The organism is Rathayibacter sp. VKM Ac-2857, from assembly GCF_013205025.1.
Lineage (GTDB): Bacteria > Actinomycetota > Actinomycetes > Actinomycetales > Microbacteriaceae > Rathayibacter.
Window position 1 is genome coordinate 54,800 of record NZ_JABMLE010000001.1, and the last position, 25,599, is coordinate 80,398.

The window sequence follows — 25,599 nt, forward strand, 5'->3', positions numbered from 1 at the left end:
ACCTAACTATTTATCTTGACGTCGAGACAACTCTACGCGCGATCGGCGGGCGGAGCCGCGTCGTCGCGCTCCGCCGCGCCCCGGTACTCCGCCCGCACGGCCAGGACGGTGAGCACCAGCAGCGGCGCGTACAGGGGCAGGCCGAGCACGAGCTTCCAGGTGCCCAGCGCCGTCGCGTCCCCCGCGAGGAAGAGCGGGTACTGCACCGCGAGCCGGACGAAGAACAGGGCCGCCCAGGCGAGCGTGAGCAGCGAGAAGAGCCGGCGCTTCCGCCGGTCGTCCCGCCAGGCCGTGCCGTCGCCCATCAGGTAGCCGGCCGCGACGCCGATCAGGGGCCAGCGCGCGAGCACCGAGACCAGGAAGACGAGGCCGTAGACGAGGTTGGTGATCAGGCCGGGCACGAAGTTGTCGACGGCGCGGCCGGTGATCAGCGCGAGGGCGGCCGAGATCACGACGCCGAGCAGACCGCCGACCGCCTGGATGACCGGCGTGCGCCCGAGGATCCGCGCGACCGTGAACAGCACGGCCATCCCGACCGAGGCGACCAGCGAGAGCACGAGCTCTCCCGTGATCGTGAAGAGGAGGACGAAGGCGACTCCGGGCACGACGGCCTCGAGGATGCCGCGGACGCCGCCCATCGAGCCGAGCAGTGCGCGGCCGTCGAACGGCTCGCCGTCGGCGACCACGCCGAGGCCGGAGCGGCGGGCGGCCTTCGCGATCGCCTCGCCGACCTCCGGCTGACCTGCGCGCTCCAGCCACTCGGGCTGATCGGCGCGCTCCGGCTGCGGGTCGCCCTCGGGGCGCATCCCGCTCAGCTCGCGCTCTGCTGGGTCTGGCCGCTGTCCGGCATCTTGAGGGGGATCAGGTCGCGCGGGGGCATCGGGCCGGAGCCGCGCACCACGACGACGCTGCGGAAGAGGTCCTCGACGGCGGCCGCGGCCTGCTCGTCGGTGGCGCCCGCTCCGGCGATGACGCCGCGGAGGAACCAGCGCGGCCCGTCGACACCGACGAAGCGCGCGACGCGCACGCCGCCGCCGGCCAGCGGGAGCTGAGCGACGATCTCGGGGCCGAAGACGCCCTCGCGCTCCTCGGTGCTGCCGCCCTGGCGGCCGATCTGCTCGGCGATCTGGCCGCGGATCTCGTGCCAGAGGCCGGAGGAGCGCGGCGCCGCGAACGGCTGCACCTGGAGGGTGGACCCGGCGTAGTCGAGGCCGACCGCGATGACGCGCTTGGTCGCCTCCTCGACCTCGAGGCGGATGTGCATCCCCTCGCGGGGCAGCACCTTCACCCCGCCGAGGTCGATGTAGGGACGGACCGGGTTGGCCTCGCGCTCGTCGAGCGGGCCGGCCTCGGCGCGGTCGGCGGGCGCGGACTTCTCGAAGTCCTGCGCGGCGGTCTCGACGGCCGCGTCCTCGGTGCCGGCGGGCTGGATGTCGCTCATGCGTTCTCCTCGTTGGTGCGGGCGTCTGATGCTTCTGCGGTGGCGTAGCCGGTCGAGCCGAAGCCGCCGGTGCCGCGGACGGAGTCCGGGAGCTGCTCGACGGCGGTGAAGCGGGCCCGGACGACGGGCAGGATCACGAGCTGCGCGATCCGGTCGCCGACGGCGATGCGGTACGGCTCGCGGGCGTCGGTGTTCAGCAGCGCGACCCGGATCTCGCCGCGGTAGCCGGCGTCGATGGTGCCGGGCGAGTTCACGATGGTGAGCCCGTGCTTGAAGGCCAGCCCGCTGCGCGGCACGACGAAGCCGACGTGGCCGTCCGGCAGGGCGATCGAGACCCCGGTGCCGACGCTCGCCCGCTCGCCGGGAGCGAGCACGAGCTCCTCCGTGGAGCGCAGATCGGCTCCGGCGTCGCCGGGGTGGGCGTAGAACGGGACCTCGTCCGCGCGGATCGGGACGTCGACGGTTTCGTTCACGTGACGAGGGTAGACCAATCGTCTGATGCAATAGGGACATGCCGTCCTACCGAGAGAGGCTGTGGCCCGCGCCCTGGCTCTTCGTCTCCACCGCCCTCGTGATCCCCGCCAGCATCCTGGTCTTCGCGCCGATCAACCTGTTCGCGGGGGTGGTCGTCGCGCTCGTGCTCTACGGCGGCACCGTGGCGACGCTGCTGGCCACGTCGCCGACCATCGAGGTCGTCGACGGCGAGCTGTGGGCGGGCCGGGCGCACATCCCGCTCGAGCTGGTGGGCGACGCGGTCGCCTTCACCGGCGAGCGCGCGTTCGCTCAGCGCGGACCGCGATTGGACGCCAGGGCGTTCCTCGTCATCCGCGGCTGGGTGCGCGACGTCGTGCGGGTCCCGATCGAGGACCCCGCCGACCCGACGCCGTACTGGCTGCTGTCGAGCAGGCGCCCCAACGACGTCGTCGCCGCGATCCGGGAGGGATCACGGCGACGGGGCGCTGGTCTTTCGGAGCCGGGAGAGGCCTAAGCGGCGCACTCCAGGCAGATCGGGCCGAGCTTCTCCTCGTGGTCGATCTGCGAGCGGTGCTTCACCAGGAAGCAGCTGACGCACGTGAACTCGTCCGCCTGCGGCGGAAGGACCACGACGTCCAGATCGAGGTCGGACAGATCGGCACCGGGCAGTTCGAATCCGCCCGGGTTGTCGGCGTCATCGACGTCGACGACACCGGACATCTTGTCGGGGACTCGCTCCTTCAGGGCCTCGATCGACTCGGAGTCGTCATCGGTCTTGCGGGGGGCGTCGTAGTCCGTAGCCATTCCCATCCACTTCTTAAATTCAGTCGTTCAACAAATCGGCGGGGACAGTGTGCATCAAGAAGTATCGATGCGCAAACCGCTTCGAACGCGTCTTGACAGCCGCTGCCGCGCCCTCTTCCGCACCAACTTTCGACCCGCCCGCGGTATTCCCGGGGAACGGCCCGTTCGCGTGCGATCCTGAGCCGGTTCGCGGCAGGCACGGGCTCGTCCGCGGCCAGAAGGAGGTCCAGCACGATGATGGAACTGAAGGTGATCGGCGTCGAGAGCGGATCGCTCGTCCTCGTCTCGGACGGCGGGGAGCGGTTCTCCGTCCGCATCGACGAGACGCTGCAGAGCCAGCTGCGCCCGCGCGTGCACTCGCTGCCGCCGCGGGAGAAGCGCGTGTCGCCCCGCGAGATCCAGGCGCACATCCGTGCCGGCCTCTCCGCTGAGGAGGTCGCCGAGCTCACCGGTGCCGACCTCGACTACGTCGCCCGCTTCGAGGGCCCGGTCACGGCCGAGCGCGAGCACATCGTCGCCTCCGCCCTCGCCGTCCGCGTCTACACCAGCGCCGATCCCGACCCGCTCGAGGAGGGCACGCCCTTCGGCGACGTCATCCGCGAGCGCCTGGGCGCCCTCGGCGCCGACGGCGAGCAGTGGTCGAGCTGGAAGGAGGAGGAGGGCTGGGTCGTCAAGCTGCTCTTCCGCTCCGACGAGATCGACCACGACGCCCGCTGGCGCTTCGACCCCAAGAAGGCGCTGCTCTCCCCGCTCACCGCCGAGGCGACCACGCTCTCGCAGCAGGGCGAGATCCGGCCGACGCTCATCCCGCGCCTGCGCGCCGTCATCCCCGCCGCGGTCGACGAGCTGGCGACCCGCTTCGACACCGACGCCTTCGCGAAGCCCGCCGAGCCGTCGCGCCCCGAGCGCACCGAGCGCCCGGCTGCCGCGCGCCTCCCGCACTCGCGCCCCTCCGCCGCCCGCCCCTCCGACACCGAGCCGCAGCCGGCCCTCTCCGACACCCCGCGCCCGGTCTCGACGCTCCCCCGCCCGGTGACCAGCACGACCGAGCAGCGCGAGCGCAACCTCAACGACACCGCGGACCTCCTCGACGCCCTCCGCCGCCGCCGCGGGGAGCGCGACCACGCCTCCTCGGCGCGGGTCCGCGAGGAACCGCAGCCGGAAGCGCCCGCGATCGTCGCCCCGAAGGCCCCCGAGCCCGAGCGCCCCGCGACGCCCGCCGCCGAGCACCCCGCCGCGGGCGGGCGGAACTCGATCCGCCGCGGCCGCGCCGCCATCCCCAGCTGGGACGAGATCGTCTTCGGAGCCCGCAGCGACGACTGACCGAGCGTCGGCCGGCAGAGGGGCGCTCCCGGGGGTCAGATCCCGGAGAGCGCGCCGAAGCCGAGCAGCGGCACCTGGGTCTCCTCGGGCGTGAGCGAGCCGTGCTGGCCGATCATCGACCGGCCGGAGGCGTCCTCCGCCGAGTAGTAGGCGATCGCCTTGCGCGCGGCGACGAACACATCGCCCATCCGCTCGGCCGCCGGCGCGCCGATCTCGCCGAACCAGCCGCTCGCGGCGACCTCGTCGCGCGTCGCGATCCAGGCCCGGGAGCCCTCCGCCTGGGCCCAGCGCGCCGCGACCGCCGCGGGATCGACCCCGGCCTCGAGGTGCAGCTGCAGGCAGCGCGGCTCGCCGGCCAGGTGGCGCACGCCCTCGAGGAGTGCTGGATCGCGCACGAGGACGTGCGAGGAGGCGGGGACGTCGAGCACGCCGTGGTCCGCGGTGACCAGCACGCCCTCGCGCCCGGAGAGCCCGCGGACGAAGCCCGCGACCTCGCCGTCGAGCTGCTCCAGGACCGTCGTCCACTCCGGCGACTCCCAGCCGCGGGCGTGCGCGGTCATGTCGAGCTCGGGGACGTAGAGGTAGACCAGCTGCCGGCCGCCCCGGTCGAGCAGGTCGCGCGCCGCGGCGAAGCGCTCGGCGACTCCCCCGGCGACCCGGTACTCGGCGCCGCGCAGGATCGCCCGGGTCAGCCCCGAGTGCGCGTAGCGGGCGGCGCCGATGACGCTCGCCGCGACGCCCTCCTCGACGGCGCGCTCGAAGACGGTAGGGTGCGGCTGCCACTGCTCCGGGACCATCCGGTCGTCCCAGCCGGAGAGCTGGTTCACCAGGCGGTCGTGCGCGCGGTCGAGCACGCGGTAGCCGACCATCCCGTGCTCCCCGGGCCGCCGGCCCGTGGTGAGACTGGCCAGGGCCGCCGCGGTCGTCGTCGGGAAGCCGGAGACGAGGGTCGTCGCCTTCGTGAGCGCGGGCACGAGCGTGCGGGCGTGCCCGGCGCGCTGGCGCAGGTTGGCCGCGCCGAGCCCGTCGACCAGCACGACGACGATCCGCTCGACGCGCGGCGAGCCGAAGGTCCCCGGGCGGCCGAGGAGGGCGTCGAGAGCGCCGGGGAGGACGTCGGCGAGGCTCCGCCGCCCGGCGGGGACGGCCGGTAGCATGGGGGTCATCGCGCCCAGTTTCGCACGCTGCGCCCTCCCGCGGAGCGTGCCCCGCCGTGCCCGCGCCCGCTACCGAAGTGAGACATGAACGCTGCACCCCCTCCCTCCGGCTCCTCCCTGACCGAGCGCATCGAGGACGTCGACGTCTCGGCCGAGATGGAGGGGTCGTTCCTCGAGTACGCCTACTCGGTCATCTATTCGCGCGCCCTGCCCGACGCCCGCGACGGCCTGAAGCCCGTGCAGCGCCGCATCCTCTACATGATGAGCGAGATGGGTCTGCGCCCCGACCGCGGCCACGTGAAGTCGGCCCGTGTCGTGGGCGAGGTGATGGGCAAGCTGCACCCGCACGGCGACGCCTCCATCTACGACTCCCTCGTGCGCCTCGCGCAGCCGTTCACGCTGCGGGTCCCGCTGGTCGACGGCCACGGCAACTTCGGCTCGCTCGACGACGGCCCGGCCGCCGCCCGCTACACCGAGGCCCGCCTCGCCGCGGCGGCGACGGCGATGACCGAGCACCTCGACGAGGACGTCGTCGACTTCGTCCCCAACTACGACAACTCGCACGACCAGCCCGTGGTGCTCGCGGCGGCGTTCCCGAACCTGCTCGTCAACGGCGCGAGCGGCATCGCGGTCGGCATGGCCACCAATATGGCCCCGCACAACCTGATCGAGGTGATCGGAGCGGCGCGGCACCTGATCGCGCACCCCGACGCCTCGCTGGACGACCTGATGTCCTTCGTCCCCGGCCCCGACTTCCCCAGCGGCGGCACGATCGTCGGCCTCGCCGGCGTCCGCGACGCCTACGCGACCGGCCGCGGCAGCTTCAAGACACGCGCGCGCGTCTCGGTCGAGAGCATCACCGCCCGCAAGTCGGGCCTGGTCGTCACCGAGCTGCCGTACCTCGTCGGCGCCGAGAAGGTCATCGACAAGATCAAGGACGGCGTCCAGAACAAGAAGCTCAGCGGGATCGCCGACGTCACCGATCTCACCGACCGCGACAACGGCCTGCGCCTCGTGATCGGGATCAAGACCGGCTTCAGCCCGGAGGCGGTGCTCGAGCAGCTGTACCGCTACACCCCGCTCGAGGACGCCTTCTCGATCAACAACGTCGCGCTCGTCGACGGCCAGCCCCGCACGCTCGGCCTCAAGGAGCTGCTGCAGGTCTACGTCGGCCACCGCCTGACCGTGGTCACCCGGCGCTCGCGCTACCGGCTGCGCAAGCGCCAGGAGCGGCTGCACCTGGTCGAGGGACTGCTGATCGCGATCCTCGACATCGACGAGGTCATCCAGCTGATCCGCGCGAGCGACGACACCGCCGCCGCCCGGGCCCGGCTGATCGAGGTCTTCGACCTCAGCACGATCCAGGCCGACTACATCCTCGAGCTCCAGCTGCGCCGGCTGACGAAGTTCTCCCGGATCGAGCTCGAGACCGAGCGCGACACCCTGCTCGCCGAGATCGCCGAGCTCGAGGCACTGCTGGCCAGCCGCAGCCGCCTCGAGGCACTCGTGTCCGACGAGCTCGACGACGTCGCCCAGCGCCTCGGGACGCCGCGCCGGACGCTGCTCACCGAGGCGCGCCCCTCCGTCGCCACGACCGGACGCAAGACCGCCGCCGTGCTCGAGATCGCCGATCTGCCCTGCCGCGTCCTGCTGAGCACCACCGGCCGGATGGTCCGCATCGACCGCGACCCGGAGGCGGCGCCGCACCCCGAGCGCGCGACCCGCCGCAGCAAGCACGACGCGGTGCTCAGCACGATCGACACCACCACGCGCGCCGAGATCGGTGCGGTGACGACGGCCGGCAGGCTGCTGCGCTTCTCCCCCGTCGACGTGCCCGCCGTCCCGTCCTCCTCGGTGCAGCTCGGCGCGGGCGTCCGGATGAGCGACTACCTCAGCCACCTGGCCAAGGACGAGCGCGTCCTCGCCCTGGTCGCCCTCGACGACCCCCGCCCGATCGCCCTGGGCACCCTGCAGGGCACGGTCAAGCGCGTCGCCCCCGGTGACCTGCCGAACCGCCCGGACATCGAGCTGATCGCCCTGCGGCCGAAGGACGCGGTCGTCGGCGCCGCACCGTCGGCCGACGAGGACGAACTCGTCTTCGTCACCGGCGAGGCCCAGCTGCTGCGCTTCTCCGCCTCGGCGGTGCGTCCGCAGGGCCGGACCGCGGCGGGCATGGCCGGAGTCAAGATCAGCGAGACCGACGAGGTCGTCTCCTTCGCGGTCGTGCCCGAGTCCGAGCGCGACGAGACGGTCGTCGCGACCGTCGCCGTCGACAGCTGGGCCCTCACCGGCACCGACACCGGCAGCGCCAAGGTGTCGGCGTTCTCGGAGTTCCCGCCCAAGGGCCGCGCGACCGGCGGCGTCCGCGCCCAGCGCTTCCTCAAGGGCGAGACCGCCCTCGGCGTCGCCTGGGTCGGCCCCGGCCCGGCGCACGCGCTCGAGGCCGACGGCAGCGTCGCGGCACTGCCCGACTCCGGGATGAAGCGCGACGGCTCCGGCGTCGCCCTCGCGGCCCCGGTCGCCAGCATCGGCGCGGCCCCCGAGCAGTTCTGACGCCGCGCGGACGACGCGCAGGCCCTCCTCGACGACCGGCGATCGCATGCTGATCGAGTAGCCCTCGGAGAGGGCGTATCGAGATCCTCCGTTCTGCAGGACGTGGGTCTCGATACGCCCCTTCGGGGCTACTCGACCAGCATGGGGTGGCCGCTGTCCGGCTACTCGACCAGCATGATGTGCCCGCCGTGCGGCTCCTCGACCAGCATGGGGTGGCCGCGGTCCGGCTCCACCAGCATGATGTGGCATGCTGTCCGGCTACTCGACCAGCATGGGGAGGAGAACGGGCGGGGCGCGTCAGACGTCGATGCGGTCGCGCGAGAGCGTCTCGGAGCCGCGGACGATGAACTCCTTGCGCGGCGCCACCTCGTTGCCCATCAGCAGCTCGAAGACCCGGCCGGCGTTCTCGGCGTCCGAGACCTTCACCCGGCGCAGCGTCCGCCGCGAGCGGTCCATCGTGGTCAGCGCGAGCTGGTCGGCGTCCATCTCGCCGAGGCCCTTGTAGCGCTGGATCGGGTCCTGGTAACGCCGGTTCGCCTTCGAGAGCGCGGCGAGCACGCTCTGCAGCTCCTTCTCGGAGTAGGTGTAGATCGTCTCGTTCGGCTTCTTCCCCGAGTTCATCACGACGACGCGGTGCAGCGGCGGGACCGCGGCGAACACCCGGCCCGCCTCGACCAGCGGCCGCATGTAGCGGAAGAACAGCGTGAGCAGGAGCGTGCGGATGTGCGCGCCGTCGACGTCGGCGTCGCTCATCAGGATGATCTTGCCGTAGCGCGCGGCGGGCAGCTCGAAGGAGCGGCCGGATCCCGCGCCGATCACCTGGATCATCGAGGCGCACTCGGTGTTCGAGAGCATGTCGGCGATGCTCGCCTTCTGCACGTTGAGGATCTTGCCGCGGATCGGCAGCAGCGCCTGGTACTCGCTGTTGCGGGCGAGCTTCGCGGTGCCCAGGGCCGAGTCGCCCTCGACGATGAACAGCTCGCTGTTCTCGACGTCGTTGCTGCGGCAGTCGACGAGCTTGGCCGGCAGCGAGGAGGACTCGAGCGCGTTCTTGCGCCGCTGGGTCTCCTTGTGCGCGCGGGCCGAGATCCGGGACTTCATCTCGGCGACGAGCTTCTCGAGCAGCTGCGACATCTGCGCCTTGTCCTCGCGCTTCGTCGAGGCGAACACGGCGCCGAGGGTCGAGGTGATCGTCTGCGCGACGATCGCGCGGACCGCCGGCGTGCCGAGGATCTCCTTGGTCTGGCCCTCGAACTGCGGCTCGGGGAGGCGCACGGTCAGCACCGCGGTGAGACCCGCGAGCGCGTCGTCCTTCTCCAGCTTGTCCGAGCCGGCCTTCAGCTTCCGGGCGTTCGCCTCGACCTGCGCACGCAGCAGCTTCAGCAGCCCCTGCTCGAAGCCGGTCTGGTGGGTGCCGCCCTTGGGCGTGGAGATGATGTTGACGAAGCTGCGCAGCACGGTCTCGTAGCCGGTGCCCCAGCGCAGCGCGATGTCGACCTCGCAGGTGCGCTCGACCTCGGTCGGCACCATCGCGCCGCCGGGAGTGAGCACCGGCACGGTCTCGGTGAAGGTGCCGCTGCCGGTGAGCCGCAGCACGTCGGTGACGGCCGCGTCCGGAGCGAGGAACTCGACGAACTCCGAGATCCCGCCGTCGTAGCGGAACATCTCGGCGCGGCGCTCCTCCTCGCGGTCGTCGACGAGGTCGATCGTCAGCCCCGGCACCAGGAAGGCGGTCTGGCGGGCGCGGGTGACCAGCTCGTCGGTCTGGAAGGCGGCGCCCTTCGTGAAGATCTGCCGGTCGGCCCAGTAGCGCACCCGCGTGCCGGTGACGCCCTTCTTCACCTTGCCGACGATCTCCAGCTCCGAGCCGTTCTCGAACGGCGAGAACGGGGCGTCCGGAGTCGGCTCCCCCGAGTCTGCGAAGCGGCCGGGCTCGCCGCGGTGGAAGGACATCCGGTAGGTGCGGCCGTCGCGGTCGACCTCGACGTCGAGGCGCTCGGACAGGGCGTTCACGACCGAGGCGCCCACCCCGTGCAGTCCACCCGAGGCGGCGTAGGAGCCTGAGCCGAACTTGCCGCCGGCGTGCAGCTTGGTGAACACGACCTCGACGCCCGTCAGCCCGGTCTTCGGCTCGATGTCCACCGGGATGCCGCGGGCGCGGTCGCGGACCTCGACGCTGTCGTCCTTGTGCAGCACCACGCTGATCTCGGTGCCGTGCCCCGCGAGGGCCTCGTCGACCGAGTTGTCGATGACCTCCCACAGGCAGTGCATGAGCCCGCGGGAGTCCGTCGAGCCGATGTACATGCCGGGGCGCTTGCGCACCGCCTCGAGGCCCTCGAGGACGGAGAGGTGCCGTGCGGAGTAGTCGGTGGAGGCCATCCGCTCAGTCTACTTTCGAGGGCCGACACCCCGACGGCGGCGCGACGGGCGGAGCGAGGCCGCGGGATCGGGAGGGGAAGTGATCCCGAGGACCTACGCGCAGAGCGAAATGCCACAGGAACGACTCTGCCGGGAAACATCCGCGTGCTTTGATGGTTGGACCAAGGGAAGGACGGAGCCGTGACAGGCCGAGTCCCACCGAGATCGAAGACCCGAGCGCAGGAGGCCACGTCATGTCGACCACAGCAACCCAGAACGGCGTGGACGAACTCGCTGGATCGCAGCAGCTCTCCGCAGCCGACCGCTGCGACAGCTGCGGTGCCCAGGCGTACATCCGCGTCGTCGTGAACAGCGGAGAGCTCCTGTTCTGCGCCCACCACGGCAAGAAGTACCAGGAGAAGCTGTCCAGCATCGCCCAGAGCTGGCACGACGAGTCGGCGCGCCTCTTCGAGGAGCAGCGCCCCTAGCCCGTCGCCCACCCGTCGGTGGGGAGCGGGACTCCCTACCGGCCGACTCCGAGCCGCTTCGCGATCACTTCGCGGGCGGCTCGAGCTGTCTCATCGACCGCGCGGATGCGCTCGTCCTGCGTGGAGTAGTCCAGGCCGTGCCGCCCGGCCACGCGGTGCAGGATCGCGTCCGCGAGCGCGGGGTTCTTCGCCAGGACCGGGCCGTGCAGGTGCGTGCCGAGCAGTGCGCCCGCGGCGAAGCCCTCCACGCCCGCGCCGTCGCCGGTGCCGTGCAGCACCCGGCCGAGGACGTGCGCGGAATCGATGCCCTCGAAGCGTCGTGCGTGGTTCTCGAAGCCGACGAGGACTCCGGCGCTCGACTCGACGATCAGATCGTCGGTCGTCCGCTCGCTCGTCACCGCCCGCCCCGGGAGGACCCCGATGCCCTCGACCACGGCGCCGGGGGTCGCGAAGGACTCCGCGAGGAGCTCCCAGCCCGCTCCGACGGCGACGACCTCGGTCTCGTCCCGCACCCAGCCGTGGACCGTGTCGCGCACGGAGCGCAGGAGGTCGAGCACATCGGGCAGGTCCTCGTCCGCTCCGGTGCCGGCCACGAGCACGTCGGGGCGCTCGGAGAAGTCGGCCTCCGCGCGCAGCGGCAGCACGCGGGCGTCGAGCCCGGCCCAGCCGGCGCGTGCCGCGAGGACGCGGGCGTTGGCCGCGTCGCCGTTGCTGTCCAGGACGTCGGGGGCGAGCACGCCGATCAGCAGGGTGGTCACGCGGTCTCCTCGCGGTTGGAGGCGAGCTGGAGGTGGGCGCGGGTGCGCCGCATCGAGTCGGCGGAGAAGACGATCGTCTTCCGTCCGTGGCTCGGAGCCGGCAGCGCGAGGAAGGTGTCGAGCGCACGGCCGAGGTCGTCGTCGACCGCGTCGATCGCGACTCCGTCGTAGCGCAGCTGCAGCGCGGCCTCGTGCGCCTTCGAACCGGAGACGACGCGGACCCGCCCGAGGCGGGCGGTGTCGACCGGCCAGAAGTAGGACGGGTCGCGGACGTCCGAGCCGAGGGCGAGCATGATCTGCTCGGTGCCCTCGGGGATCTCCGCGATGTTGAGGCGGTAGCTCGCCGGGTTCTGCACCAGGACGAACTCGACCTCCTGCCCGCGGACCGTCACGATCTCGCCGCGTCCGAAGACGGGCTCGATCGAGGAGAGCGCCGAGGCGGTCGTCGCCGGGAGGAAGCGGGTGCCGAGGATCGCCCGGGCTGCGGAGACCGCCGAGGCGGCGTCGACCGCGTAGTGCACGCCACGGGCCGGCAGCCGGACGTCGAGGACGTCGCCGTCGCTGCTGATCGTCGCGGCGGCTCCGGTGGTGCTCTCGACGACGGTCGTCGCGCGCCCGTCCTGGCCCTCGGCGTCGGCCGCGTAGCCGAGGCCGCCGACGGCCGCCTCGCGGACGGCGGGCGAGACGCCGTACCAGCGGATCCGGTCGGTCGGCAGTGTCGTCGCGATGTCCGCGACGTGGCGGTCGTCCGCGTTGAGCACGACCGGCCCTGTGGCCCGGCCCGCGATCGTCGCGAGCATCCGCGCGACCATGGCCGGGTCGAAGAAGCGGTCGATCTGATCGACGACGACGTTGGTGAGCAGGACGACGCGCGGGCTCATCCGGGGTGCGAGACGCGCGCCGTGACCCTCGTCCATCTCGAGGACGGCGATGTCCGCGTCGATCCGCCCGCGGAGGTCGGTGCGCTCGAGCAGCGCCGAGGTCAGCCCCTGCGCGATGTTCGCGGTCGAGGGATTGGTGAAGACGCGCAGCCCGTGGGCGCGCAGGACGGCGACGAGCATCTTGGTCGTCGTCGACTTCCCGGCCGAGCCGGAGACGACGACGAGGCCGTCGGTGAAGCCGTCGAGCACGGCCGGGAGGAAGCCCGGCGCGAGGCGGTTCACGACGAGCCCGGGCACGGCGGAGCCTCCGCCGGGCTTGCGGACGCGCGCTGCGAACCGGGCGGCCCTCCCGAGGAGGACCGCCGGCGCGTAGCGGATCATCGGCTTACTCGAGGTAGTCGCGGAGCGACTGCGAGCGGGACGGGTGGCGCAGCTTGGCCATCGTCTTGGACTCGATCTGGCGGATGCGCTCGCGCGTGACGCCGAAGGTGTCGCCGATCTGGTCGAGCGTCTTGGGCATGCCGTCGCCCAGGCCGAAGCGCATGCGGATCACGCCGGCCTCGCGCTCGGACAGGGAGTCGAGGAGCGACTCGAGCTGCTTCTGCAGCATCGTGAAGCCCACCGCGTCGGCCGGCACGACCGCCTCGGTGTCCTCGATGAGGTCGCCGAACTCGCTGTCGCCGTCCTCACCCAGGGGCGTGTGCAGCGAGATCGGCTCGCGGCCGTACTTCTGCACCTCGATGACCTTCTCGGGGGTCATGTCGAGCTCGCGCGAGAGCTCCTCGGGCGTGGGCTCGCGGCCCAGGTCCTGCAGCATCTGGCGCTGGACGCGGGCGAGCTTGTTGATGACCTCGACCATGTGCACCGGGATGCGGATGGTGCGGGCCTGGTCGGCCATCGCGCGGGTGATCGCCTGGCGGATCCACCACGTCGCGTAGGTCGAGAACTTGAAGCCCTTGGTGTAGTCGAACTTCTCGACCGCGCGGATCAGACCGAGGTTGCCCTCCTGGATCAGGTCCAGGAACTGCATGCCGCGGCCGGTGTAGCGCTTGGCGAGGCTGACCACGAGGCGGAGGTTCGCGCCGAGCAGGTGACTCTTGGCCCGCTGCCCGTCCTTCGCGACCCAGCGCAGCTCGCGGACGAGCTCCGGGCTGAGGTCGCTCGAGTTGGCGAGCTTGTCCTCGGCGAAGAGGCCCGCCTCGATGCGCATCGCGAGCTCGACCTCCTCGGCCGCGTTCAGGAGCGCGACCTTGCCGATCTGCTTCAGGTAGTCCTTGACCGGGTCGGCCGTGGCGCCGGTGATCGCCGTCGAGTAGACGGGGACCTCGTCGTCGTCGCCGCCGAAGGAGAGGACGAGCGCGCCGCTGGGCAGCGGCTCGGCCGGAGCCGCGGCCGCGACGACGGGCGTCTCGGCGTCGTCCTTGACCTCGGCCTCGGTCTCCTCGACCACGACCGCGGTCTCCTCCTCGGCGTCGGCGTCGCCGTCGACGTCCTCGGGCTCGGTGGGCTCCTCCTCGGTCGCGGCGGGGGCCGCGGCCTTGGTGGTGGCGCGGGCGCGCGTGGTCTTGGCCGCCGGCTTGCGCGCGGCGGGCTTCTTGGTCGTCGTCACGTCGTCGTCGACGGCGTCGAGCGTTGCGGTCTTGGTAGCTCTGGTGGCCATGGCGGCACCTCTCCATCCGTTGCGTCCCGGCTGCGGGCGAGGCCGGGAGGCGTCGTCCGTCGGTGGGCATTACGAGGACCCATGTCAAGTCGAGGGGATCGCACGCCCGACGTGGGCGCCGTGCTCCTCGACCCGAACGGGTCCTATTGACAATTATTGCACGCCTGAGTAGTGCGGCCGTGCGCTCAGGAGTTCGGCACTCCGAGGGGAGTCCGACGCGGGACCAGGCGGGGCCTCGCGGGAGGACGGGGAAGGGCGGATCCGACGGTCAGCGTCCTGCGCGGCCACGACGGAGACGGTCGTTCAATGCAACCCACAGGGGGGCCACCGTTATTCCCTCGTCCTCGGCGAGCCGGCGCCGGGTCCTGCGGCGAGCGGTGATCAGTCCGATCACCCCTGCGCCCACGATCACGTACTGGATGCACCAGGCCAGCCGGAAGTGGTCCATCGAGTAGAGCTCGGCCGAGTCGGCGCCCGGCCCGGCGAGCGAGTCGAGCAGCAGCCCCATCAGGAACATCATCGTGAAGCTCGCGAGGAAGCCGCCGACGTTGACGACGCCGTTGGCGGCACCGAGGCTCCGCGAGGGGTTGAAGGTGCGCGCGAAGTCGAAGCCGATCATCGAGCCCGGGCCGCCGGCGCCGATCACGATCAGCAGCAGGACGACCAGCCAGTACGGCGGGACGCCCGGCCAGAGCAGGACGACGGTCCAGGCCACCGCCATCGCCGAGACGATGCCGAGCACGAGGTTGCTCCGCCGCATCGGGTGCCGCGCGGTGAGGACGCCGAGGATCGGACCGACCACGATGCCGGCGACCACGACGATCGTCAGCGTCGGAGCGGCGACCCGCGGATCGAGGCCGATGGCGTAGACGAGGAAGGGGTACCCCCACAGCAGCGTGAAGACGGTGCCGGAGGACTGCGTCACGAAGTGCGACCAGAATCCGAGCTGCGTGCCCGGCCGGCGCAGGCTCACGCCCAGCTGGGCGATCGTCGCGCGGAGCGTCGGCGGCACCAGGACGATCGGCTCGGTCCGGGGCGGGACGTCGGTGATCAGCAGCAGCACGCCGAGGAACGCCACGGCTCCGATCCCGGCGACGGAGAGGAAGGCCGGCGTCCAGCCCGCCGCGTGCAGGATCGCGGCGAAGGGCAGTGCGGAGAGGATCTGGCCGACCTGGCCGATGTTGCCGATCCACTGCGAGAGCTGCGGCACGATCGGTCCGCTGAACCAGGTCACGGTCAGCCGGATCACCGAGGTGAAGATCGCGGCGTCGCCCGCGCCCACCAGGATGCGGCCCACGATCGCGACGCCGAGGGAGGGCGCGAAGGCCAGGACGATCTGGCCGACCATCATCAGCGCGGTGCCGCTGAGGATCAGCGTCTTCGGGCCGAAGCGGTCGATCAGGATGCCGACCGGGATCTGCATGCCGGCGTAGACGATGAGCTGCACCACCGCGAGGGAGGAGAGCATCGCGGCCGAGATGCCGAAGCGCTCCGCCGCGTCGACGCCCGCCACTCCGAGCGTCGTGCGGTCGAGGACCGCGACCAGGTACGCGAAGGCACCGGCACCGAAGACGAACCAGGCTCGACGAGATCGCACTCGCCAGAGACTACCAAGCGCCGCCCGCCTGCTCCGCGGCTACGGGGCGGTGGGCTCCTCGCCCGGGCGCTTGATCGCGAGGAACTTCTCCAGCTCGGCCGCGAGCGCGTCGGCGGTCGGGACGAAGCCGTCCTCGTCGGTGAGCGGCGAGCGCAGGCTCGTCCCCTCCATGTAGGTGTCGTGCCGCGACTCGAGCGCCGAGACCAGCTTCTGCAGCTCGTCGTTCGCGCCGACCTGCTCGTCGACCTTCGCGAGGAACTCGCGACCGCTCTCGCGGAGGCTGTCGGTCGGGAAGATCAGCCCGGTCGACGCCGAGATGCTCTCGAGCGCCGCGACGGCCGCCTGGGGGTAGGCGGTGTCGGAGAGGTAGTGCGGGATGAGCAGGGCGAAGCCGACGGCCGGCTGCGCGCGGTCGTACAGGCGGAGCTCGAGCAGGTGCAGGACGTTGGCGGGCACCTGGGTGACCGGCTTCCAGACCGACATGGCCTCGATCAGGTCCTCGCGGTTGCCGCTGACGGTCACGCCGACCGGGCGGGTGTGCGGGACGGGCATCGGGATCGCGTGCACCCAGGTGGTGCTCGCGACCTCGAGCCGGTCGATGAGCTCGAGCACCGCCCGGGTGAAGCGCTCCCACTGGTAGTCCGGCTCGAAGCCGGTGAGCAGCAGGAACGGCTGGTGCAGCTCGTCGTGCGCGAGCGAGAGACGGAGGGTCGCCGGCGTGTAGTCGGTGAGGTGGTCCTGGTCGAAGGTGATGATGGGCCGGCGCGCGCGGTAGTCGAGCAGCTGGTCCGGGTCGAACTCGACGACGGTCCGGTGCTCGAGAGTGCCGTGCAGGTGCTCGGCGAGCTGGCCGACGGCACCGCCCGCGTCCGCGAACCCGGTGAGCCCGGCCACGAGGTGGAGGCCCCGCGGGACGTCGGCGAGGTCGCCCTCGATCGCGAACAGGTCTGCAGGATCCGGCATGCGATCAACCCTAGACGGCCCACGGCGGCCCCTCCCCGGCGGCGCTGAGCCCTGAGCGAACAGCCGAGCCGGGGCGGCGGAGCGCCGTCGCAGCCGCACCTAGCATTGCGCTCATGCCCCTCTCCTCTCTCGAGTACACGACCGTTCCCGCCTCCGACCTCGACACCGGCGCCCTCGTCCTCGGCGTCGCGCCCGGACCGGACGGCCCGCGACTCGTCGGCGTGGACGGCTTCGACGACCTGGTCGCGGCTCTCCCGGCGCTCGGGGTCACCGGCGCCGCCGAGTCGGTGACGCGCGTCCCCTCGTCGGTCCGCGCGGGCGTGCTCGTGCTGGTCGGCCTGGGCGCGGCCGAGCCGAGCGCCACCGTGCTGCGCACCGCCGCCGGACTCGCCGTCCGCAGCCTCGCCGGCACCCCCTCGGTCGCCCTCGCGCTGCCCACCCACGGCGAGGGCGCGCTCGCGGCCGTCGCCGAGGGAGCCGCGCTCGGCTCCTACAGCTACACCGCCTTCCGCCACAGCACCCTCGACGCCGCGAAGACTCCCGTCGAGCGCGTGCTCCTCGTGACGACCGGCGACTCCGCCGACGCGGCCGTCCTCGAGCGCGCCCTGGTCGTCGGCCGCGCCGTGTCCGCCGTGAAGGACCTGGTCAACGCCCCGCCGTCGCACCTCTACCCGCAGACGCTGGCCGAGGCCGTGCAGGAGGGCGTCGAGGGGCTGCCCCTCGAGGTGACGGTCTGGGACGAGACGGCGCTGGAGCGCGACGGCTTCGGCGGGATCCTCGGCGTCGGCAGCGGCTCCTCGCGCCCGCCGCGCCTGGTCAAGATCGCCTACTCCCCCGAGACGACGACAGAGCAGACGGCGCCGGAGCAGGCAGCGCCGAAGCACCTCGCGCTGGTCGGCAAGGGCATCACCTTCGACAGCGGCGGACTCTCGCTCAAGCCGCCGGCCTCCATGATCGGCATGAAGGACGACATGACCGGCGCGGCCACGGTCTACGCGGTCGTCCGCGCGGTCGCCGAGCTGCGCCTGCCCGTGCGGGTCACCGCCTGGCTCTGCATCGCCGAGAACATGCCCTCCGGCACGGCCATCCGGCCGAACGACGTCCTCACCATCCGCGGCGGGAAGACCGTCGAGGTGCTCAACACCGACGCCGAGGGCCGGCTCGTGCTGGCCGACGGCCTCGTCGCGGCGAGCGAGGAGCAGCCCGACGCGATCGTCGACGTCGCGACGCTGACCGGCGCCGCCGTCGTCGCGCTCGGCAACCGCTACGCCGGCGCCTTCGGCGACGACGAGCTGGTCGCGACGGTGCTCGAGTCGGCTCGCAGCACCGGCGAGCTCTTCTGGCACATGCCGCTGCCCGCCGAGCTGCGCCCGCTGCTGAACTCGGAGATCGCCGACATCGCCAACATCAAGCCCGGCAACACCGCCGGCGGCATGCTGATCGCCGCGCACTTCCTCGAGGAGTTCGTCGGCACCCGCGGCGAGGGCCCCGAGGCCACGAGGATCCCCTGGGTGCACCTCGACATCGCCGGGCCGGCGAACAACGGCGGCGGCGCCTACGGCTTCACCGGCACCGGCCCCACCGGTGTCTCGGTGCGCGCCCTCGTCGCCCTGGCCGAGGGCCTGGCGAGCGCGTAGTAGGGTCGACGGGGCGGGATCTCCCGCCTCGTCCCCCCTCCGTCCGGCCCGCGCCACCGCGCAGGAGCCCGCGGAGGCGAGGGGAACCGCACGTCGCAAGGGAGTCACTGGGTGTCGGAAGAGCGCTACGACCTGGTCGTGCTCGGAGGTGGCAGCGGCGGGTACGCGGCGGCACTCCGTGCGACCCAGCTCGGCATGAGCGTGGCGATCGTCGAGCGCGACAAGCTCGGCGGCACCTGCCTGCACCGCGGCTGCGTCCCGACCAAGGCCCTCCTGCACGCTGCGGAGCTCGCCGACGGTGCACGCGACGCGCAGAAGTACGGCGTCCTCGCCGGCTTCCAGGGCATCGACGTGCCCGGCGTCACCCGCTACCGCGAGGGCGTCGTCGCCGGCAAGTACAAGGGCCTGCAGAGCCTCGTCTCCTCGCGCGGCATCACCGTCGTCTCGGGCGAGGGCCGGCTGACCGGGCCGAAGACCGTGACTGTCGGCGAGCACGTGCTGCACGGCGGCTCGATCGTCGTCGCGACCGGCTCCGCCTCGCGCACGCTGCCCGGCATCGAGATCGGCGGCCGCGTGATCACCAGCGACCAGGCCCTCGAGCTCGACCACGTCCCCGAGCGGGTCGTCGTGCTCGGCGGCGGCGTCATCGGCGTCGAGTTCGCGAGCGTCTGGCGCTCCTTCGGCGCCGAGGTGTCGATCGTCGAGGCGCTCCCCCACCTCGTGCCCAACGAGGACGAGAGCGTCAGCAAGCAGTTCGAGCGCGCCTTCCGCAAGCGCGGCATCTCCTTCACCCTCGGCTCGCGGGTCACCGGCGTGGTCCAGACCGGGAGCGGCGTCTCCGTCTCGCTCGAGAGCGGGGCGAGCGTCGAGGGCGACCTCCTCCTCGTCGCCGTCGGCCGCGGCCCGGTCACCGCCGGGCTCGGCCTCGAGGAGATCGGCGTGACGCTCGACCGCGGCTACGTGATCACCGACGAGCGCCTGCAGACCTCGGTCCCCGGCGTCTACGCCGTCGGCGACATCGTGCCCGGCCTGCAGCTCGCGCACCGCAGCTTCCAGCAGGGGATCTTCGTCGCCGAGGAGCTCGCCGGTCTGAAGCCGCAGACCGTCGCCGACCTGAACATTCCGAAGGTCACCTACAGCGACCCGGAGGTGGCGTCCGTCGGCCTCACCGAGGCGCGCGCGATCGCCGAGTACGGCGCCGAGCGCGTGGCGAGCTACGACTACGGTCTCGGCGGCAACGCGAAGAGCACGATCATCGGCACCGCCGGCTCGGTCAAGGTCGTCCGCGTCGTCGACGGACCCGTCGTCGGCGTGCACATGATCGGCGCCCGCGTCGGCGAGCTGATCGGCGAGGCCCAGCTCATCGTGAACTGGGAGGCGCACCCCGAGGACGTCGCCCCCTTCGTGCACGCGCACCCCACGCAGAACGAGGCGCTCGGCGAGGCGCACCTCGCTCTCGCGGGCAAGCCGCTGCACGCCCTCTAGAACCATCGCGGGGCGGCGACCGGCCGCTCCCGCCTCACTAAACTGAAGCAACGAACACAAGCGTCTTAAGGAGACAGGCTCATGAGCGAATCCGTCAGCCTCCCGGCACTCGGAGAGAGTGTCACGGAAGGAACGGTCACCCGCTGGCTGAAGAACGTCGGCGACCGCGTCGAGGTCGACGAGCCGCTGCTCGAGGTCTCGACCGACAAGGTGGACACCGAGATCCCGTCGCCCGTCGCCGGAGTCATCGAGGAGATCCTCGTCCAGGAGGACGAGACCGTCGAGGTCGGCGCCGAGCTGGTCCGCATCGGCGACGGCTCCGGAGCCGCTGCCGCGGCCGAGCCCGAGGCCCCCGCCGAGGAGTCGCCCGAGGCCGAGGCCGCCGAGACCGAGCCGACCGACGAGGCCACGCCCTCCGTCGACGCGGAGACCGAGGAGGAGGCTCCGGCCCCCGCCGAGCCCGAGCCGGCTCCCGCCGCCGAGAAGCCCGCCGCTCCCGAGGCGGCCGCGCCCGCTCCGTCGGTCCCGGCGCCCGCCGCCGCCGCTCCGGCCGCTGCTGCCCCCGCGCCGGCCGCGAGCCCCGAGCCCACCGACTCGAACCCCGGCTACGTCACCCCGCTGGTGCGGAAGCTGGCCGGCGAGAACGGCATCGACCTCTCGACCCTCACCGGCACCGGTGTCGGCGGGCGCATTCGCAAGCAGGACGTGCTCGACGCCGTCGAGGCCGCCAAGTCGGCTCCCGCCCCGGTCTCGGCTCCCGCCGCCGCCGCGGCGAAGGCCGCCCGCACGCCGCTGGAGACCTCGCCCCTGCGCGGCACGACGCAGCCGATGACCCGCCTGCGCAAGGTCCTCGCGCAGCGCGCCGTCGAGTCGATGCAGTCGACCGCTCAGCTCACCTCGGTCGTCGAGGTCGACGTCACCGCCGTCGCCCGCTTCCGCGACTCGGTCAAGAAGACCTTCAACGAGAAGACCGGCGCCAAGCTGTCCTTCCTGCCGTTCTTCGCCCTCGCGGCCGCCGAGGCCCTCAAGGCCTACCCGGTGATCAACTCGACGCTCGACGGCGACTCGATCGTCTACCCGGACCACGAGAACATCAGCATCGCGGTCGACACCGAGCGCGGCCTGCTGACCCCTGTCCTCAAGAACGCGTCGGAGCTCACCCTCGCGCAGATCGCCAGCACCATCGGCGACCTCGCGGAGCGCACCCGCAACAACAAGCTCAAGCCCGACGAGCTCGCCGGCGGCACCTTCACCCTGACCAACACCGGATCGCGCGGTGCGCTGTTCGACACGCCCGTCGTGTTCCTGCCGCAGACCGCGATCCTCGGCACCGGCATCGTCACGAAGAAGCCGGCCGTCGTGCAGGTCGACGGCAGCGACGCGATCGCGATCCGCTCCACCGTGTTCCTCGCCCTCTCCTACGACCACCGCACGGTCGACGGCGCCGACGCGGCCCGCTTCCTGGTGGCCATCAAGGAGCGCCTCGAGGAGGGCTCGTTCGAGAACGACCTCGGCATCTGACGCCTCGTCGCTGACGCGCCGCACTAGCGGCCCCCGTCGGTGAAGACGTCGCGCAGCAGCCAGACGGCCTCCATCCTGATCATCAGGACGGAGGCCGTCGTCGTTCCCGGGTCCGGCCCGATCGCGACCACGGCGGAGGCGCCGTTCACGTCCGCGTGCACCGCCGTGACGGCGGTCTCGTGCCGGAGAGCCACGGCGACGGCGGCCCACTCCGACCGGAGCGGCGAGTCGGTCGTGGTCAGCGCCGCGGAGCAGCTCGGGCTCGCAGCACCGCAGTCGCGGACGGCGGCGAGCAGGGCGACGGCGGCCGCCTCCGCACCGAGATCCGCGGGCGGCGGCTGGACCGCGGGCACGGGGACGGGTGTCGGCGTCGGCGTAGGCGTAGGCGTCAGAGACTGTGGCGGCGTCGGGTGGCGGCAGGGGGACGCTCCTGCGCCGCGGGCTGCGCGCTCGAGACCCGCTCCGGCCCCCACGCCGCCATCGCCAGTGCGCCGATGAGGACGACGAGCGCCGCGGCGAGGGGACCGCGCCGACGAACGACGAGGGCCAGCACGCGGTCCCGCCAGCCGTCCAGCGGATGCGTCCGGCGGTGACGACCCGGCGAGGCCTCGCGCACGCACTCCGGCCCCTCCGCCGCTCGCGCCACGCGCTGCGACGCCCCGAGCGGCAGCGGAGCCGCGGTGCAGTAGAGCAGCGCCTCGATCGCCTCGAGGTCGTCGTCGTCCTCGGGACTCCCCCGCCACGCGGGGCAGCGCTGCCGGCAGCGGGCGAGGAGGCCGCGGACCGCCGCCCGCACCTCGGACTCGGACGCTCCCGCGGCCGCCTCGCTCAGCAGCAGCACGGGTCGGCCCTCCTCGGTCAGCCCGATCGCCTCCGCACCGGGCACCGGGAGCACGCCCGCGGCCACGCAGTCCCGCAGAGCGCCGACGATCGGAGCGAGAAGGGTCACGACGACACCCGGTGGCAGTGCGGCTCCGGACTCGAGGACCTCCTCGAGGGTCCTGACGACCGGCGGCTCGCTCAGCAGGACGAGCCCGTCGCGGTGCACGCCGACGTCGACGAGCCGCTGCCGGTGCTCGTGCCGCCCGAGCCGGTCGAGCCCCGAGCGCAGCGCGTCCTCCGCCCGCTCCTGCGAGAGGACGGCGGCGTTCGATCGCCGCCCGGCACCGTCGCGGACGAGCGGACCCAGCGCGCCCGCGCCCACCACGACGTAGCCGGCGATCCGCTCGGCGGGCCGCCCTCCGCTCCCGTTCCGATCGCCGCTCGCTGACATGCTCCGAGAGTGCCTGCCGGGTCCGTCCGCCGGAGCGCCGGGCGGCCGATCGGTGGACGGATCGCCCGCGCCGCCACTGGGGAGGAGCGGCGACCCGGCGGATCCGCCCGGATCGGTCTCCCCCGCCGGGTCCGCTCGGTATCCTGGAGGAATGGCACGCAGCACGGAACCGTCGACGAAGGCGGTCAAGGAACCCGGACGTCTCAAGCAGATGTGGCAGGTGTTCCAGATGACCCGCCGCTACGACAGCAGCGCGGTCTGGATCATCCTCCTCGCGCTCGCCGTCCCGATCCTGATCGGCGTGCTCCTCGGAGTCCTCCTCAGCGACGGCAACGGCTTCGTCATCGCCCTGTGGATCATCGTCGGCGTGATGGCCGGACTGGTCGCCGGCCTCGCGGTGCTCTCCCGCCGCGCCGAGCGCGCCGCCTACGGGCAGATCGCCGGGCAGCCCGGGGCCGTCGGCGCCGTCCTGCGCAGCGGGCTCCGCGGCACCTGGACCGGCGGCGAGATGCCGGTGGCCGTCAACGGCAAGACGCAGGACGCGGTCTACCGCGCGGTCGGACGCGGCGGCGTCGTGCTGATCGCGGAAGGACCGACCGGTCGCACCAAGCGCATGCTCGAGGACGAGCGCCGCAAGGTGACCCGCATCCTCCCCAACGTCCCGGTCACCTTCGTCAACGTCGGCCCGGACGAGGGCGCCGTGCCGCTGCACAAGGTCCCCCGCACCCTCGCGAAGACCAAGAAGGTGCTGACCAAGGCCGAGGTCGTGGCCGTCAAGAACCGCCTCGCCTCGCTCAACACCTCGCTGCCGATCCCGAAGGGCGTCGACCCCTTCAAGGTGCGCCCGCAGCGCTCGCGCTGACGCGCACCTCGGTGCACGGAGGAACGGGCCGGTCGGGATCACTCCCGCCGGCCCGTTCGTCGTTCCCGGGAACGCCTTCCCGGTCAGTACCGGACGAGCACCGTTCCCGCGACCTTGTCGTGGAAGCCGCGCTGGTCCGAGTCCCAGACGAGAGCCGGCACCAGGACGGCGAGCAGCACCGAGCGCACCAGCGGCCGCCAGACGCCGACCCAGCCGCCGCCGAGGCGCACCACGCGCAGTCCCAGCAGCCGGTGGCCGATGCTCCCGCCGATGGTGGGGATGAAGACCGCCTGCAGCACCACGAAGAGGACGATGCTCGCCCAGCGGTCGTAGCCGAAGAAGACGAAGGAGATCAGCGCGACGATCGCGAAGTCGACGGCGAGGGCCGCGAAGCGGCGTCCCGGGCGGGCGATCGACATCCGGCCGGTCTCGGGCAGCCCGAGCCGCTCCCCGGGCCGCGTGCTCGGGGCGACGTCGGCGAAGGTCCTGCGTTCGGGTGCTGGCATCCTCCGATGCTACCCGCGCCGCCCCTGCACCGGCCGGGAGCCGGATCGCGGGAGCGACTCGCTCGACAGAGCTTCGCGTAACATGCTCGAAACAAAGGGGACACGGTGGGGAAACCCCCCATGACTACCCTGGAACGGCTGCGCTCTGCAGCAACCCGTTACGCCATAGGAGACCTTTGCATGTTTAAAGATTCTTCCGAGGTGCTCACGTTCATCAAGGACACGGACGTCAAGTTCCTCGACATCCGGTTCACCGATCTCCCCGGTGTCCAGCAGCACTTCAACATCCCCGCCTCGACGGTCGACGAGGAGTTCTTCTCCGTCGGCCAGCTCTTCGACGGGTCCTCGATCCGCGGATTCGCGAACATCCACGAATCGGACATGCAGCTGATCCCTGACGTGACCACCGCCTACGTGGACCCGTTCCGCGTCGAGCGCACGCTGATCATCGTCTTCGACATCTACAACCCGCGCAACGGGGAGATCTACTCGAAGGACCCGCGCCAGGTCGCCAAGAAGGCCGAGAAGTACCTCGCGTCCACCGGCATCGCCGACACCGCGTTCTTCGCCCCCGAGGCCGAGTTCTACATCTTCGACGACGTGCGCTACGAGGTCACCCAGAACTCCGCGTTCCACTCCGTCGACTCCGTCGAGGGCGCCTGGAACTCGGGCCGCGTCGAAGAGGGCGGCAACCTCGGCAACAAGACCCCCTACAAGGGCGGCTACTTCCCGGTCAGCCCGGTCGACAAGCAGGCCGACCTCCGCGACGACATCTGCCTCAAGCTGATCGACGCCGGCCTCATCCTCGAGCGCTCGCACCACGAGGTGGGCACCGGCGGCCAGGCCGAGATCAACTACCGCTTCGACACGATGGTCCACTCCGCGGACGACATCCTGAAGTTCAAGTACATCGTCAAGAACACGGCCGAGCAGTGGGGCAAGACCGCCACGTTCATGCCGAAGCCGCTCTTCGGCGACAACGGCTCGGGCATGCACACCCACCAGTCGCTCTGGAACGACGGCAAGCCCCTGTTCTACGACGAGAACGGCTACGGCGGACTCTCCGACGTCGCCCGCTGGTACATCGGCGGCCTGCTCAAGCACGCCCCCGCGGTCCTCGCGTTCACGAACCCGACGGTCAACTCGTACCACCGCCTGATCCCGGGCTTCGAGGCGCCGGTCAACCTGGTCTACTCGGCCGGCAACCGCTCCGCGTCGATCCGCATCCCGATCACGGGCACGAACCCCAAGGCCAAGCGCATCGAGTTCCGCGCGCCCGACGCCTCGGGCAACCCGTACCTCGCGTTCGCCGCCCAGCTGATGGCGGGCCTCGACGGCATCAAGAACCGCATCGAGCCGCACGAGCCCGTCGACAAGGACCTGTACGAGCTGCCCCCGGAGGAGGCCAAGCTCATCCCGCAGGTCCCCGCCTCGCTCGAGGAGGCCCTGGCCGCCCTCGAAGCCGACCACGACTTCCTGCTCCAGGGCGGCGTGTTCACCCAGGAGCTCATCGAGACCTGGATCGACTACAAGCGCGAGAAGGAGATCAAGCCGCTCGCGCAGCGCCCGCACCCCTTCGAGTTCGAGCTGTACTACGGCGTCTGATCCCGCCGGAACGCACGAAGGGCCGTCCCTCCTCGGAGGGGCGGCCCTTCCGCGTTCCCGGGCCGCGCCGCCGAATCGGACGGCACGGGGGCGGACGTGGCTACTCGTAGAGGTAGAAGGTCCGGGCGCAGGCCGCGGAGCAGAACGGATCGCGTGGGCGGGACGGCCGGAGGCCGCAGGCCTCGCAGAGACGGGAGTCGCGGCGGCGCGACCGGCGGAGCAATGCGAGGAGTCGAGCGAGCAAGCGTCCCAC

The 25,599-nt window shown here is 72.1% G+C and carries 23 protein-coding genes; 9 read left to right on the plus strand and 14 right to left on the minus strand.

The genetic code is table 11. The features are described 5' to 3' along the window. Positions 1-32 precede the first annotated feature (32 nt). From HQQ86_RS00230 to dut, 3 genes are read right to left on the minus strand one after another with little or no spacing between them, the layout of a single operon-like run. Positions 33-806 carry a DUF3159 domain-containing protein gene (locus HQQ86_RS00230; protein WP_173285506.1) on the minus strand — a complete coding sequence of 258 codons (774 nt, stop codon included), beginning with the start codon at positions 804-806 and terminating at the stop codon, positions 33-35. A gap of 5 nt (positions 807-811) precedes the next feature. Beyond that, positions 812-1,441: a DUF3710 domain-containing protein gene (locus HQQ86_RS00235; protein WP_123445858.1), complete on the minus strand. Its 630-nt coding sequence runs from the start codon at positions 1,439-1,441 to the stop codon at positions 812-814. After that, on the minus strand, positions 1,438-1,914 hold the full coding sequence (gene dut, locus HQQ86_RS00240) for a dUTP diphosphatase (RefSeq protein WP_173285508.1): 477 nt from the start codon (positions 1,912-1,914) through the stop codon (positions 1,438-1,440). Before dut ends, HQQ86_RS00235 begins: the two co-directional genes overlap by 4 nt. Positions 1,915-1,952: 38 nt before the next feature. Between dut and HQQ86_RS00245 the strand changes: the two genes are divergently transcribed. Continuing rightward, entirely contained in the window at positions 1,953-2,429 is a 477-nt protein-coding gene (locus tag HQQ86_RS00245) for a DUF3093 domain-containing protein (RefSeq protein WP_173285510.1), read from the plus strand. On the opposite strand, the gene HQQ86_RS00250 is transcribed toward HQQ86_RS00245, so the two are convergent. Continuing rightward, positions 2,426-2,719 carry a DUF4193 domain-containing protein gene (locus tag HQQ86_RS00250; protein WP_055792269.1) on the minus strand — a complete coding sequence of 98 codons (294 nt, stop codon included), beginning with the start codon at positions 2,717-2,719 and terminating at the stop codon, positions 2,426-2,428. The genes HQQ86_RS00245 and HQQ86_RS00250 overlap by 4 nt on opposite strands. Before the next feature lie 234 nt (positions 2,720-2,953). Between HQQ86_RS00250 and sepH the strand changes: the two genes are divergently transcribed. Then, positions 2,954-4,042, plus strand: a complete 1,089-nt coding sequence (gene sepH / locus HQQ86_RS00255; protein ID WP_173285511.1) for a septation protein SepH — start codon at positions 2,954-2,956, stop codon at positions 4,040-4,042. 35 nt (positions 4,043-4,077) lie between these two features. On the opposite strand, the gene HQQ86_RS00260 is transcribed toward sepH, so the two are convergent. After that, on the minus strand, positions 4,078-5,208 hold the full coding sequence (locus tag HQQ86_RS00260; RefSeq protein WP_173285513.1) for an alkaline phosphatase family protein: 1,131 nt from the start codon (positions 5,206-5,208) through the stop codon (positions 4,078-4,080). A gap of 75 nt (positions 5,209-5,283) precedes the next feature. Here HQQ86_RS00260 and HQQ86_RS00265 point away from each other — a divergent pair, with 75 nt between their 5' ends. Next, a complete protein-coding gene (locus HQQ86_RS00265) occupies positions 5,284-7,752 on the plus strand; it encodes a DNA topoisomerase (ATP-hydrolyzing) subunit A (RefSeq protein ID WP_173285515.1) in 2,469 nt (822 codons plus the stop codon). A 297-nt stretch (positions 7,753-8,049) separates the two neighbouring features. Here HQQ86_RS00265 and HQQ86_RS00270 read toward each other — a convergent pair whose 3' ends face one another. Then, the gene (locus HQQ86_RS00270) at positions 8,050-10,131 is read right to left on the minus strand and encodes a type IIA DNA topoisomerase subunit B (protein ID WP_173285517.1); all 2,082 of its coding nucleotides are present in this window, start codon (positions 10,129-10,131) and stop codon (positions 8,050-8,052) included. 233 nt (positions 10,132-10,364) lie between these two features. Between HQQ86_RS00270 and HQQ86_RS00275 the strand changes: the two genes are divergently transcribed. Further along, entirely contained in the window at positions 10,365-10,598 is a 234-nt protein-coding gene (locus tag HQQ86_RS00275; RefSeq protein WP_123445851.1) for a hypothetical protein, read from the plus strand. A gap of 35 nt (positions 10,599-10,633) precedes the next feature. On the opposite strand, the gene HQQ86_RS00280 is transcribed toward HQQ86_RS00275, so the two are convergent. From HQQ86_RS00280 to HQQ86_RS00300, 5 genes are all read right to left on the minus strand, one after another. Continuing rightward, on the minus strand, positions 10,634-11,356 hold the full coding sequence (locus HQQ86_RS00280) for a hypothetical protein (protein WP_173285519.1): 723 nt from the start codon (positions 11,354-11,356) through the stop codon (positions 10,634-10,636). Further along, on the minus strand, positions 11,353-12,618 hold the full coding sequence (locus tag HQQ86_RS00285) for a Mur ligase family protein (protein WP_173285521.1): 1,266 nt from the start codon (positions 12,616-12,618) through the stop codon (positions 11,353-11,355). Before HQQ86_RS00285 ends, HQQ86_RS00280 begins: the two co-directional genes overlap by 4 nt. A 4-nt stretch (positions 12,619-12,622) precedes the next feature. Beyond that, positions 12,623-13,897, minus strand: coding sequence for an RNA polymerase sigma factor (locus HQQ86_RS00290; protein ID WP_254071764.1), 1,275 nt, complete (start codon positions 13,895-13,897; stop codon positions 12,623-12,625). Between the two features lie 268 nt (positions 13,898-14,165). Next, positions 14,166-15,494, minus strand: a complete 1,329-nt coding sequence (locus HQQ86_RS00295; protein WP_173285523.1) for an MFS transporter — start codon at positions 15,492-15,494, stop codon at positions 14,166-14,168. Between the two features lie 39 nt (positions 15,495-15,533). Continuing rightward, positions 15,534-16,457, minus strand: a complete 924-nt coding sequence (locus HQQ86_RS00300) for a proteasome assembly chaperone family protein (RefSeq protein WP_173285525.1) — start codon at positions 16,455-16,457, stop codon at positions 15,534-15,536. A 113-nt stretch (positions 16,458-16,570) separates the two neighbouring features. Here HQQ86_RS00300 and HQQ86_RS00305 point away from each other — a divergent pair, with 113 nt between their 5' ends. The 3 genes from HQQ86_RS00305 (at position 16,571) to sucB (ending at position 21,100) form a co-directional block, all read left to right on the plus strand. Then, on the plus strand, positions 16,571-18,094 hold the full coding sequence (locus HQQ86_RS00305) for a leucyl aminopeptidase (RefSeq protein ID WP_173285527.1): 1,524 nt from the start codon (positions 16,571-16,573) through the stop codon (positions 18,092-18,094). Between the two features lie 111 nt (positions 18,095-18,205). After that, entirely contained in the window at positions 18,206-19,579 is a 1,374-nt protein-coding gene (gene lpdA / locus HQQ86_RS00310; protein WP_173285529.1) for a dihydrolipoyl dehydrogenase, read from the plus strand. Positions 19,580-19,660: 81 nt separating this feature from the next. Continuing rightward, the gene (gene sucB / locus HQQ86_RS00315; protein WP_173285532.1) at positions 19,661-21,100 is read left to right on the plus strand and encodes a 2-oxoglutarate dehydrogenase, E2 component, dihydrolipoamide succinyltransferase; all 1,440 of its coding nucleotides are present in this window, start codon (positions 19,661-19,663) and stop codon (positions 21,098-21,100) included. 23 nt (positions 21,101-21,123) lie between these two features. Here sucB and HQQ86_RS00320 read toward each other — a convergent pair whose 3' ends face one another. Then, positions 21,124-21,453, minus strand: coding sequence for a hypothetical protein (locus HQQ86_RS00320; RefSeq protein ID WP_173285534.1), 330 nt, complete (start codon positions 21,451-21,453; stop codon positions 21,124-21,126). Positions 21,454-21,488: 35 nt separating this feature from the next. Beyond that, positions 21,489-22,373: a hypothetical protein gene (locus HQQ86_RS00325; protein WP_173285536.1), complete on the minus strand. Its 885-nt coding sequence runs from the start codon at positions 22,371-22,373 to the stop codon at positions 21,489-21,491. Positions 22,374-22,524: 151 nt separating this feature from the next. On the opposite strand from HQQ86_RS00325, the gene HQQ86_RS00330 reads away from it, so the two are divergent. Continuing rightward, positions 22,525-23,235, plus strand: a complete 711-nt coding sequence (locus HQQ86_RS00330) for a DUF4191 domain-containing protein (protein WP_173285537.1) — start codon at positions 22,525-22,527, stop codon at positions 23,233-23,235. An 83-nt stretch (positions 23,236-23,318) separates the two neighbouring features. Here HQQ86_RS00330 and HQQ86_RS00335 read toward each other — a convergent pair whose 3' ends face one another. Further along, the gene (locus tag HQQ86_RS00335) at positions 23,319-23,741 is read right to left on the minus strand and encodes an RDD family protein (protein ID WP_173285539.1); all 423 of its coding nucleotides are present in this window, start codon (positions 23,739-23,741) and stop codon (positions 23,319-23,321) included. A 180-nt stretch (positions 23,742-23,921) separates the two neighbouring features. On the opposite strand from HQQ86_RS00335, the gene glnA reads away from it, so the two are divergent. Next, complete coding sequence (glnA, locus tag HQQ86_RS00340) at positions 23,922-25,346, plus strand: type I glutamate--ammonia ligase (protein WP_160089129.1); 1,425 nt, start codon at positions 23,922-23,924, stop codon at positions 25,344-25,346. Positions 25,347-25,599: the final 253 nt, after the last annotated feature.